Consider the following 12,837-nt stretch of genomic DNA (forward strand, 5'->3'; position numbering starts at 1 on the left):
AGATATTAAAACTTAATTTGTTTTTATATCTCACATAATTTTGGTATATCCTGTTTGCATTATAACGGCGGTCAGATTATTTTCCCAATCACCGTCTCTCTGCTTCATGCCGCCTATGCAGAATCTTTCCATTGACCCTTCAGATCGGGCAGTCAAAGCCTTAAAAACTCCGCCTCATTCCATTGAAGCGGAACAGGCCGTTTTGGGCGGTTTAATGCTCAACAATGAAACGTGGATTTTAATCGCCGACCGTTTATCTGAACTTGATTTTTATCGTCCTGAACACCGTCTTATTTTTAAATCAATACAACTTTTGGCTGAAAACGGCCAACCCTATGATGTCATTACTTTATCTGAGTCGTTAGAACGTTTACAAGTGTTAGAGCGGGCGGGGGGCTTTGCTTATTTGGGCTTGTTGGTGGCGCATACGCCTAGTGCCGCCAATATTGTGGCGTATGCCACGATTGTGCGCGAGCGGTCTGTTTTACGTCAATTGATCGAGGTGGGAACGCAGATTGCCACTATGGCTTTTGAACCAGAAGGGCGTAGTATTGCGGAGTTGTTGGATCAAGCCGAGCGTTTTGTATTTCAAATCGCTGAACAAGGCAAACGGCAACAAGGGGGATTTCGGGATATTAAGATTGTATTATCAGAAACTTTAGATCGTATTGATGCCATGTTTCACCGTGGCAAGCAATATACAGGAATTTCAACGGGATTTAAAGATTTTGACGATCAAACATCAGGCTTACAAGCCTCTGATTTAATTATCATTGCGGGAAGACCTGCGATGGGAAAAACCACTTTTGCCATGAACATAGCCGAATACGTCGCACTCAGCAGTCAGATGCCCGTGGCTGTATTCAGTATGGAAATGCCCGCGGAACAATTGGCAATGCGCTTAATTGCTTCATTATCGCGTATTAATTTGCAAAGTGTACGTACAGGAAAATTACACGACGAAGATTGGCCACGCATTACCAGTGCCATTAGCCAATTGTCTAATGCGAAATTATTTATTGATGACAGCGCGGCATTAAGCCCCACCGAATTGCGGGCGCGTTCTCGACGATTAGCCAGAGAATATGGACAATTAGGATTAATTGTGGTCGATTATTTACAATTAATGCAAATCCCCGGTCATAAAGAAAATCGCACCAATGAAATTTCAGAAATTTCCCGTTCATTAAAAGCATTAGCAAAAGAATTAAATGTTCCCGTCATTGCTTTATCGCAACTCAATCGCGGTTTAGAACAACGTCCCAATAAACGCCCTGTGATGTCCGATTTACGCGAATCAGGTGCCATTGAACAAGATGCGGATGTGATTGTGTTTATTTACCGCGATGAGGTTTATCATGAAAACAGCGATGATAAAGGCACTGCGGAAATTATTATCAGTAAACAAAGAAATGGCCCTATCGGCACAGTGCGTTTAACTTTCTTAGGTGAATTAACAAAATTTGAGAATTTCAGCGCAGGCGATGCGTTTTATGGCGATACTTATGTCAGTAGTCCGGTGCCGGATATGGATGATTTTTAATTTAAACAAACAAAATCTGAAAATAGCCAAACCAAAAAGATATGATTTAATTTTGGCACAGCGGTTTATCAATTTTTAATTGGATATTTATTATGTCAATTCCTCCCGCCTTTCAATCTTCCGAAAATGACACAGCTCATCTCTTAGCGGTTGATGATCATCATTCTAATTTAATGTTGTTGGAACGGACTTTAAAACGACAACATTATCAAATTACGACCGTCCAAAGTGGACAAGAAGCATTAGAGGTGGTGGAAAAAGAAAATATTGATTTAATTCTGCTTGATATTAATATGCCAAATATGAGCGGTTTTGAAGTCTGTCAATATTTAAAACAAAATCCTAAACATTGCGACATTCCTATTATTTTTATTAGCGCATTAGGAGAAATGATTGATAAAATAAAAGCCTTTTCTCTAGGGGCAGTGGATTATATCACTAAACCTTTTGAACGCGCTGAAATTATTGCGCGCATTAATACGCATATCCGTATGAGACAAATGCAAAAGCGTTTAGAACAACAAAATGCTTTATTGCAAGGTGCGCAAGAAGAATTAAAACAAACGCATGAAGCCTTAGAACAGCGCGTTAAAGAACGAACCTTAGATTTACAACGTCGAGATAAATTAATGGTGGCCACCGCTTCGGCTGTCACCGCTTTATTTATGACCGACAGTTACACCGATGCCATGATGGAAGCCTTGCGCACTTTAGGCGAAGTGGCTGAAGTGGGACGGGTTTATTTTTATGAAAATCATTTAAATCGAGAAAAACAATGGGTCATGACGCAACGTTTCTCTTGGGTGAGTCCCACATTAACGCATCCATTACCAGAACCGCGTCATTTACAAGATTTATCTTATGATGAATATATGCCGAATTGGCAAAAGATTTTGGCTAAAGGAAAGGCAATTAAAGGCTTAACCAAAGAATTTATTGATCCTGAGAAAAAGTTTTTAGAAGCACAAAATATTGAAGCCATTTTATTAGTGCCGATGATTATTCAAGATCGCTTTTGGGGATTTATTGGTTTCGACGATTACCACAGCCAACGCCAATGGAGCGACAGTGAGGTGGCTGCTTTGCAAACGATGGCAGGCAGTCTGGGCGGGGCGATCATTCGTAAACAAGCGGTAGAAGCCCTTAGAGAGAGCGAAAACCGCTTTCGCAGTGCATTTGAACACGCGCCCGTCGGCATGGCATTAATTAGCAATCAAAATCAACAATTATTACAAGTCAATCAAGCCTTATCGACAATTTTAGGCTATTCTCCACAAGAATTAATGGGAAAAACATTACAAGATTTTTGTGAAAAAGAAGGCATCACCATTAGCAAAACATTAAGCGATCCACAAGAACAACAATATCGTCATGCTAATGGTAAAATGATTTGGTTGGCAGTTAGTTCTGCCACGCCCATGAACAGTCATTATCGCATTAGCCATATTGTTGATGTCACCGCGAAAAAACAAGCAGAAACCGCTTTACGTAATAGTGAAATGCGTTTTCGCAATATTTTTGAAAATGCACCAATTGGGATGGCATTAACGGATTTTACCGATCATATTCAAGTGATTAATAGCCGTTTTTGTCAAATGTTGGGTTATAAATCCGATGAAATTATTCGCCGTAAATTAAGCAGTTTAGAATGGCAACAATTGCGCTCTGGACAATTAATGGATGCGCGTCATGAAGAAAATCGACAGCTTTATCAATTAGAACGCTGTTATCGGCATCGTAACGGTGATCCCGTGTGGGTTGTGGTCAGTACTTCGGTTCAATACAATACCGCGGGCGTTCCCCTGTATCGTATTAATCAATTACTGGATATTTCTAAGCGCAAAGCCATCGAAAAAGAATTGCAAGATTTAAATATTCAATTAGAAAAAAGAGTGAGTCAACGCACCGCAGAATTATCCACCATTACCGCGATGCAATCCAGTTTTATTCGTAATCGAGACAGCAATATTGTTTTTAAAGATATGCTGGAAAGTTTATTGAAATTAACAGACAGCAGTGAAGGTTGTTTAATTGATATTCACTATCAAACTCAGGGGTGTTATTTATTATTTTACCGTACTTTTAAATACACCGAAACGCAATCTTCTCCCGCGCAATATGGTTTTTTTAAACCACCGCCTATTTTACATACTTTAATTAATACAGGTGGAATCATTTGTGAAAATAATCCGCAATATCCACCTGCTGATTATGGCTTATTATTTCCCATCGCAAAATTTAGAAATATTTTAGCCTTACCTTTATATTTAGGGGAACAGATTTTAGGTCTAGTTTTACTGGCTAATCGTCCTAATGGCTATCATGCAGAATTTGCTGAATCTTTAGAGCCTATTTTAACCACCATTAGCCAAATTAGTGAAGCCTCACGTAATGAACAACGTCGCTTACAAACACAGGCTTTATTAAGAACATTAATTGATTCCGTACCCGATTTAATTTTCTGCAAAGATAGACAAGGTATTTATGTTGAATGCAATCCTGCATTTAGTGCATTATTAGGGCGTTCGCGTCAAGAAATTATTGGTTGTACGGATCAACAATTATCTTCGCCGTGGGCAACGGCTTTTGCCACGCATCAAGATGAGCGGGTGATGTTATATCACGAACCCAGTCATCATGCGGAATGGGTGGATTATCCTGATGGGCGGCGAGTCTTTTTAGATACGGTTAAAACGCCTATCATTGACAATCAACATTACGTCTATGGATTAATTTCTATTAGCCGCGACATTACGCAACGATTAGCGGTAGAAGAAGCCTTGCGTCATAGTGAACAACGTTTGCAATTGGCCTTGTCTGCGGCTAATTATGAATTATGGGAAGTGAATATTAGTAATGGTGATATTATTACCATTCCACAACAATTGTTTTATCAACTGGGTTATTCCAGTGAACAATTCCCGCGCCATTTTCGTCATTGGGCAAAATTAATTCACCGAGAAGATGTGCCAATTATGCTCAGTAGCTTACGCGATCATTTTCATCATCAACAAGCGGTTTGGCATTATGAATATCGTCAACGTGCTTTTGATGGTCAATGGGTGTGGCATTCTTTGGATGGTAAAGTGGTGGAATATGGCGATAATCGTTTGCCATTGCGTTTATTAGGCATTGCCACGAATATCACCGAACGCAAACACACCGAACAAGCCCTGCGCGAAGCCAAAGAAGCCGCTGAAGCCGCGAATCGCGCTAAAAGCACTTTTCTCGCCAATATGAGCCATGAATTGCGCACGCCTATGAATGCAATTTTAGGCTTTTGTCAATTGCTACAACGCGATGCCAATACGGACAATCATCAACGTCATTATTTAAATATTATTAATCGCAGTGGAGAGCATTTATTAATGTTGATTAATGACGTATTGGAAATGTCAAAAATCGAAGCAGGACAAACATTACTGCACGAAAATGATTTTAATTTACATCAATTACTGCAAACATTAGAAGATATGTTTCGCATTCGTGCGGAAACAAAACAGTTAAAATTAGTGTTTGAATATGATCCCAGTTTGCCACAACATATTCACGGTGATGAACGAAAATTACGACAGGTTTTAATTAATTTACTCAGCAATGGCATTAAATTTACAGAACAAGGTTGTGTGCAATTAACGGTGCGTTATGAATATGGGATAGAATCGGCTGATTTATATCTTTATTTTAATGTACAAGATACGGGTTATGGGATTGAAGCGCATGAATTGCAGTCTTTATTCCGCGCTTTTGTGCAAACCAGCAGCGGCCAGCGCGTGCAAGAAGGCACAGGTTTAGGTTTGCGCATTAGCCAGCAATTTGTGGAAATGATGGGCGGAACAATTCATATTGACAGTGAGGTGAATAAAGGCAGTGTTTTTTCGTTTTTTGTGCGTATGAAATTAGCGCATGATGCGGTGTCTCATTTGCATTCACCACAATATGTATTAAGCATTGCCGCACATCAACAACAATGGCGCATTTTAGTGGTAGAAGATAGCGCTGATAGCCGCTTGTTATTAACTCGTTTATTAAAAAATATTGGTTTATCCGTGCGGGAAGCCACGAATGGCTTGGATGCCGTGCATTTGGCGCAAGAATGGCTGCCACATTTAATTTGGATGGATATTCGGATGCCCATTATGGATGGATTCGCAGCCACGCGTGAAATTAAAAAACAATTTCCGCAAATAATGATTATCGGTTTAACGGCCAGCGTGTTTAGTCATGAAAAAGCATCGGTATTAGCCGCGGGATGTGATGATTTTTTAAGTAAACCTTTCCGCGAAGAAGATATTTTTAATTTAATGCAAAAATATCTGGGTATGGAATTTGTTTATGGAAATAAAAATGACCCGCAAGAAACACTTTCTACCTCTTCATTAACGCCAGAACACATCCAAATTTTCCCCCCAGCATGGCGCACTCAAATTTATGAGGCGGCCATGCAGGCGGATATGGAAATTTTAAATGATTTATTGTTGCCTTATGAAGAGCAATATCCCAAATTCATCGAATCATTACGACAATTAATTAATGCGTATCGTTTTGATCGAATTATGGAATTATTTAATGATTAGAAAAGTGGCTGAATTGCATTTTATTAAATGCCATAACCTGAAATTTCTCGCCCAATAATTTCCGCGCCATGTGGATTAGTACGGTGGCAAAACCACCAACTGTATACGCCATCTTTTTCTTGTAAGGCTTTGAAAATTTCATAACCCACTTGATTCGCCTCTTCCCATGAACACGCTAACGCATACAAAGTAGGGCCTGAACCACTGATGCCTAAAGAAAAACGCGGTTGTTCGGGATCGTAGGCTTCGTTTAACTCACTGACTACAGCTTGTGCGGTGGTATAGCCGCGAATGGCGGTGGCACGAATGGGTTCTGTCACTAAATTGGTGGCGTTGCGAATCATTAAGTGGATGTCTTTTAACAGTAAACCGCGCATAAATTCCATTTTGTAATCGCCTGCGCGCTCGGCAACTTGCCACGCCACGTGTTGACCTTGTAAACGTTGGGTCATTTCAGCAGTACTCACCGCAAAATCAGGCGTAATCGTGACCAAATGCAGTTGTGACGGGCATTCAAAACTCTGCACTTGTGGCCATTCCGTTGCGTTAGACGGCGTGGGCGTGAGGTAAATCAAGTCGCCCTTGATAATCAAAGGCGCAACGTTATCGTAAAACAAACGCCCTGACGCAATCCGCTCGCCCTCTGCCGCTAAACGCAACAAATGTAATTCGCCGCGAGGCAGTTGCGCAATGGGTGAACCGTATAACGCATCAATCCCCACCACAATCGCCGCACTCGACGCACTTCCGCCCAATCCTAAGCCCGTTTGTCCGTTTGGCGTGTGGATAATCAATTGGATACGATAACCGTCATCAATTTTCCGTCCTAAAACACTGCTCAATTGAGACGCGGTGGCCGCAGTCAGGAGACGAATAATGTCGTGTTCAGGATGTTGGCGCAAATGATCCAGCAAGGCGGTAAAAGGTTCTGGAGCCTGCCAATAGCCCTGTTCATCGCAACGGCGCAGGTAAATGTCTAATTCAATGTGACCTTTGCGGTCGGGTAAACGGGTAATGTGCATCCAATTACCGGGGCCGCCTTCGGCATCATGCGGTCCCAGCGGGGGACGACGGCACAATTTGCCCGCACGATCAAATAAACCGCCAAAATTGGCAACTTGGGCCGGAGCCAGTAAGGTGATGGTGTCGTAAGTCAACGGGGTCATGGGTGATGTTGCGTCCTTCGCGTTGTGCCGTTTTTTGGGATAAAATGGGACAATTATAACGCAAGCGGTGACGGGATTAATGAGAAAATTCAGCTCTTTTAGCGCGGTTTACGTCGATCAATCACTTGGTAACGCTGGCAACTGTCTTTTTCTAAAATCCCCTCTTCGCACAAGCGATCCAAATAAGCCCGCGCCTGTTCGCTGGTGACGGCAATTGCATTACGCACAGCCGGCAAAGTCGGACGAATTTGGCGACGTTGAATCAATTTCCGTATCACACGATAGGCACTGTTGGCTTGGCGCGTATCTGTTTGTAACCTGCTATTTTTTAAGTTGTGCAATTCCGCTTCAATAACAAATTCATTAATGCGATAGATCACTTGTTCAAAAGTCACGCCTTTAAACCATTCGCCTATAAAATGATAATGGGCAAAATAGTGGTAAATTTGTGGCTCTACTTGATCGGCCACATCGGTTTGCAACACGTAAGCACGCACGGTTTTAAATCCCCCTTGCTGCTCTAAGTCACTAATATCTTGCCACGGTGTCTCAGAAAAGCCAATTTTAATCTTTTCATTATCGACGATATAAATATATTTACTCATTTTATTCTAAGGTTCAAAAATCACTGACTAAGGAGCGAATCACAACACTGCCTTGACCTTTTTCTTTAGCCATTTGTAAGGCTTCTTGGGCGATTTTTAACACGTCAAAATGGGCTTGTTGCTCAATTTGCAAATGGCCGGGATAATAAGCAATGCCTGCACTGATGCTGATGGTGAAACAATCTTCTGCCAAATGATATTCGGCATGACTTAATTCTTTCACCAGATTTTCTATGACCTGTTGTGCCGAATGATAATCGGCATCATAAAGCGCAACAATAAAACTTCCTCCCTGTAAACGCCCTAATAAATCCCCACGACGCAAGCGTTGTTTTAAGGCACGAGTCATTTGTTTTAACACAATATTTCCCGTCCAATAACTGTGTTGACGGTTAAAATCTCGAAAATGATCAATATCCAAAATCGCCACCGCCACAGGACTGCCTGCGCGTTCGGCATTGGCTAGGCTGGCATTGAGATGCAAAATAAAATAATCATGGTTTAATAACCCTGTTAATCCATCCCACGCGGTTATTTTCTTTAAACGTTGATTTTGACTCAATTGTAAATCAATTAATGCCACTAAATGTTCACGATGCGCGTGGCGTTCAATGGTATCATTACCACCTGCTTTTAAAGCCGCCAAATGTTGTTCTTCATCATTGCGCGTGACTAGAAAAATCACGGGAATGTGTAAGTAAGCATTTTCTTGACGAATTAAACTGGCTAATTGATAAGGATCAATATCGTTTAATGTGGTGTCTAGTAGAATTAAATCAGGCGCAAATTCAACCAGCATTTCTATTAAATGTTCAGCACGATTTAACCATTGCACTTCCATACCTTGTTGCCGCAATATGGCTTGATGTTCTAACACCAGCGGTTGTTCTTCTTCGATCAATAATATTCTGTATTGCTGTTTTTCTTGCATAAGTAACTCATTCATCGTCTTTATTAATTGACTGATAGGAAAAGGATAGATGAGGTGCGCATTGGCTCCTGTTTCTATAAATTTAAGTTGCGAGATGAAGTCATTATATTCAGAAATAAAAATGAAAGGAATATGATTGAGATGTGCTTTAATTTCCATTGTCGATAAGGCTTTTTTTGACAATTTTGATTGAAACAAAATGTCTAAAATAATCACATCTGGCAATGGTTTAACCGTCAAATATTTTTCTAATTGTTTCTGGTCGCAACCCAGTTGAATGTGGTGATTTTGTGCTTGTAATGAATCAAGCAAACTGCCATATTTGTTAGCGTTTTCAAACAAACAAAGCAATTGATAAGGTGGATTTCGGTTTAAACGCTCATCATTGGTGCGAATTTTCTTTTGCGCCCGCATGGTCAACACACCACATAATGACTGTAAAGCGTGTTGTAAATCAATAGGTTGTGATGTATAAGGCGAGAGTTGTAACAGTTCAATGACGCGCACAGCCGCCAAATGAATATCTGTATAATGGTGTTGGGCGGCGTTTTCGGCTAGCGATTGGGTGATGTGTTTTAATTTTTCTAATGCCTCCTCTTGCCAACCGTACTGTTCGGCTAACATCCAATAGGTGGTAATTTCCGCGTGCTGTTCGCACAGCCGATCAGGGGGGTGAGCGTAGAATTCTTCTGGTGAATGGATAGGCGAAATTTTTTGTGTCATGGCGGTCGCCTTGAAATCAGCGTATTCATGGTTGTTGTTATTTTGGCGCGCTTTCGGGTTGGGAAATGGGTCAATTTTCGTTAAACCCTATTTCTATTTTAACCCATTTGATTGAGTATTCAATTATGCTTCGATTATTTTTCTTGTCGTTATTGATTATTTTTATTTGGGGCGCAACGGTAATTTATCGAGAATTGCCGCAAAATGTGGTGTTAGCCAATGGAACGCATTTGGCGTGGCAGGATTGTACTTTTTTTGATGTGGATTTAAGTTGGGAGGTAAAAACGGGGCAGTGGGTGTTTTGTGGTTTTTTAACGCCTGCCAATCAGCCTGCGGGATTGTCTGAACCGTTGCGCTTACCGGTGGTGTGGTTGAAGCGGCCGTTTTGGTATTGGGGTGGGGAATTTTCGCCGATGTTGTATTTAGCGGGCGGGCCTGGCGGGGCGGCTTATTTGGAATTGGGGGAATATTGGCGCAAATGGCAAGGGAATTATTTGGATGCGCGCCATGATTTAATTCTTTTTGATCAACGAGGTAGCGGTTTAAGTCAACCTAAAATCAGTTGTACGGAATGGGAAAGTTCGCTGTTGGCACATTTGGATAAGCTTTCTGACCCCGCTCAGGAAGCCCAGCAAATACAACAGATTTTTGCGGAATGTTATCAGCACTTTTTAGCTCAAGGTATTGATTTATCAGGATTTAATACTAAAGAGAGTACGCAAGATGTGGCTGATTTAATGGCGGCAATTGGGGGGGATCAGTGGAATTTATACGGCAGTTCTTATGGAACTCGTTTGGCTTTGTCTGTGGTGCGGGCGCATTCGGATAAGTTGCGCAGTGTGGTGTTTGATTCGGTGTATCCACCTGAAAAGAATGCGATTTTAGCTTTACCGTGGTTATGGGAGCGATTGTTGGATAATTTGTTGTCAGAATGTGAAATTCAACATCATTGTCGTGAAGCCTTTCCTGATTTGCGCGTGGCATTCGCCGAGGCGTTAGCGCGTTTGCAATTTGAACCATTTTCTTTGTTATTACCGTTGCAATTGCAAGATTCGGAAGAGTTAGAATTAATGCCTGTCATGTTAGATGCGCATCGTTTTTTACATGTTTTATTTTATGCGTTTTATAGCCGAGATTTAATTGTAGAATTACCTGCGATGATTGAAGGCGCACGTCAAGGTCGTTCTGATGCGTTAATGTTGCCTGCGAGTTTATTTTTTAGCAGTTTGCTTGATGGATCGTTAAATTATGCGGTGTATTTATCTGTGGATTGTGCCGATACGGATCGCGCTATTGCTGACGCGGATGTGATGGCGCGGCAGGGTCATTTTGCGCAAGAATTTCCTGTTTTAAAGCAATTTTTAGATGTGCAATGGCAATATCATTGGTGTCATGTGTGGCCGGTGCGCGATGTGGGGGCGGAGTGGCGACAGGTGGTTAAATCGGAGGTGCCGGGGTTATTTTTAGCGGGTCAACTCGATCCTGTTACGCCGAGTGTATGGGCGCGAGAGGCGGCTTCTCATTTCACTCGCGGTTACTTTTTTGAGTTTGCTCACGCATCACACGCTGTTTTGGACACTGAACCTTGCGCCGCAGAGTTATTAAAAAGTTTTTTACGCGATCCCCATCAGTCGCCTGATGCGGCTTGTGTGAATGAGGCGCGGGCATTGGAGTTTACGGTGTTGGAGTAGGTTTTGCGATGTGGTGACACATTACCCCATTTGTTGACTTTGTCGGCTTCCTTACGCGACGAAAATTGTAAATTTTTAATAAAATCAAATAGTTAATTATGGTATAACTCTTGCTGGTCTCAACCAAACTCGGCATTAACCAACACAACACGGGGTGACGCAATGAAGGCCAAAGATATTGCACAATTACTCGACGAACCCGCCTGCGAACACAATAAAAAAGAAAAATCAGGCTGCGCTAAAACCAAACCCGGTGCCACTGCTGGGGGATGTTCTTTTGACGGCGCGCAAATCGCACTGTTACCCATTGCCGATGTCGCCCATATCGTACACGGCCCAATTGCCTGCGCCGGCAGTTCTTGGGACAATCGCGGCACACGCTCCTCAGGCCCCACCTTATACCGTCTGGGAATGACCACCGATTTAACCGATAACGACATTATTATGGGACGCGGCGAAAAACGCTTATTTCACGCGATTAAACAAGCCATTGACAGCTACCGTCCTTCGGCCGTTTTTGTTTACAATACCTGCGTTCCCGCATTGATCGGCGATGATATTGAAGCGGTATGCAAAGCGGCGGAAAAACGCTGGGAGGTGCCAGTCGTACCCGTGGATTGTGCAGGATTTTATGGCACAAAAAACCTCGGTAATCGTATTGCTGGTGAGGCGATGGTAAAATACGTCGTCGGCACCCGCGAACCCGATCCCAAACCTGAAAATACACCTTTCACCATTCATGATGTTAATTTAGTCGGCGAATATAATATTGCCGGTGAATTTTGGCATGTATTGCCGTTATTGGATCGCTTGGGGTTACGGGTATTATGTACCTTATCGGGGGATGCACGTTATCGGGAAGTACAAACCATGCACCGTGCCGAAGTCACGATGATGGTGTGTTCTAAAGCGATGTTGAATGTAGCGCGTAAATTAGAAGACACCTATGGTACGCCGTGGTTTGAAGGCAGTTTTTACGGCATTAGTGATACGTCGCAAGCCTTACGCGATTTTGCCCGCATCATCAACGACCCCGATCTCACCATTCGCACCGAACAGTTAATTGCCAGTGAAGAAGCCCGCATTAAAGCCGCTTTAGAACCTTGGCGCGCTCGTTTACAAGGCAAGCGTGTCTTGCTTTACACGGGCGGGGTTAAATCATGGTCAGTGGTTTCTGCATTACAAGATTTAGGTATGGTGGTGGTAGCGACGGGTACGAAAAAATCAACCGAAGAAGATAAAGCCCGCATCCGCGAACTCATGGGAGAAGAGGCACAAATGATTGATGACGGTAATCCGCGTGCCTTATTAAACATTTACCGCGAACAAAAAGCCGATATTCTGATCGCCGGCGGACGCAATATGTACACGGCATTAAAAGCCAAAATTCCGTTTTTAGACATTAATCAGGAGCGTGAATTTGGTTACGAGGGCTATGAAGGCATGTTAGAATTGGTCAGACAGTTGGCCTTGACCATTGAGAGTCCCATTTGGCCAGCAGTGAGACAAGCCGCGCCGTGGCGCGTGGCTTCAGCGGCTTAATGGAATTTTTGGGGCGAGCCAACTGTGTTCGCCCAGCAAGGAGTGATAGTTGATAACAC

At 42.5% G+C, this 12,837-nt stretch carries 7 protein-coding genes; 4 read left to right on the forward strand and 3 right to left on the reverse strand.

Annotated features, from left to right (window positions below):
• Positions 1–115 precede the first annotated feature (115 nt).
• Together dnaB and TPSD3_RS06865 are read left to right on the forward strand one after the other, a co-directional pair.
• The gene (gene dnaB, locus TPSD3_RS06860; protein WP_086488413.1) at positions 116–1,543 is read left to right on the forward strand and encodes a replicative DNA helicase; all 1,428 of its coding nucleotides are present in this window, start codon (positions 116–118) and stop codon (positions 1,541–1,543) included.
• Between the two features lie 92 nt (positions 1,544–1,635).
• A complete protein-coding gene (locus tag TPSD3_RS06865; RefSeq protein ID WP_086487837.1) occupies positions 1,636–6,120 on the forward strand; it encodes a PAS domain S-box protein in 4,485 nt (1,494 codons plus the stop codon).
• A gap of 23 nt (positions 6,121–6,143) precedes the next feature.
• Here the strand turns inward: TPSD3_RS06865 and TPSD3_RS06870 are convergent, their stop codons facing one another.
• The 3 genes from TPSD3_RS06870 to TPSD3_RS06880 all read right to left on the reverse strand — a co-directional run bounded on the left by TPSD3_RS06870 (position 6,144) and on the right by TPSD3_RS06880 (position 9,545).
• The gene (locus TPSD3_RS06870; RefSeq protein ID WP_086487838.1) at positions 6,144–7,286 is read right to left on the reverse strand and encodes a homoserine kinase; all 1,143 of its coding nucleotides are present in this window, start codon (positions 7,284–7,286) and stop codon (positions 6,144–6,146) included.
• A 98-nt stretch (positions 7,287–7,384) separates the two neighbouring features.
• Positions 7,385–7,891 carry a GIY-YIG nuclease family protein gene (locus TPSD3_RS06875; protein ID WP_086487839.1) on the reverse strand — a complete coding sequence of 169 codons (507 nt, stop codon included), beginning with the start codon at positions 7,889–7,891 and terminating at the stop codon, positions 7,385–7,387.
• Between the two features lie 13 nt (positions 7,892–7,904).
• A complete protein-coding gene (locus TPSD3_RS06880; protein ID WP_086487840.1) occupies positions 7,905–9,545 on the reverse strand; it encodes a response regulator in 1,641 nt (546 codons plus the stop codon).
• Between the two features lie 125 nt (positions 9,546–9,670).
• On the opposite strand from TPSD3_RS06880, the gene TPSD3_RS06885 reads away from it, so the two are divergent.
• Positions 9,671–11,236 (forward strand): alpha/beta fold hydrolase, encoded by a 1,566-nt coding sequence (locus TPSD3_RS06885; protein WP_176329765.1) that lies wholly within the window; start codon positions 9,671–9,673, stop codon positions 11,234–11,236.
• Between the two features lie 162 nt (positions 11,237–11,398).
• Entirely contained in the window at positions 11,399–12,778 is a 1,380-nt protein-coding gene (gene nifE / locus TPSD3_RS06890) for a nitrogenase iron-molybdenum cofactor biosynthesis protein NifE (RefSeq protein WP_086487842.1), read from the forward strand.
• The last annotated feature ends 59 nt before the right edge of the window (positions 12,779–12,837 follow it).

Origin of the sequence: Thioflexithrix psekupsensis (assembly GCF_002149925.1) — a bacterium.
Classification (GTDB): Bacteria; Pseudomonadota; Gammaproteobacteria; order Beggiatoales; family Beggiatoaceae; genus Thioflexithrix; species Thioflexithrix psekupsensis.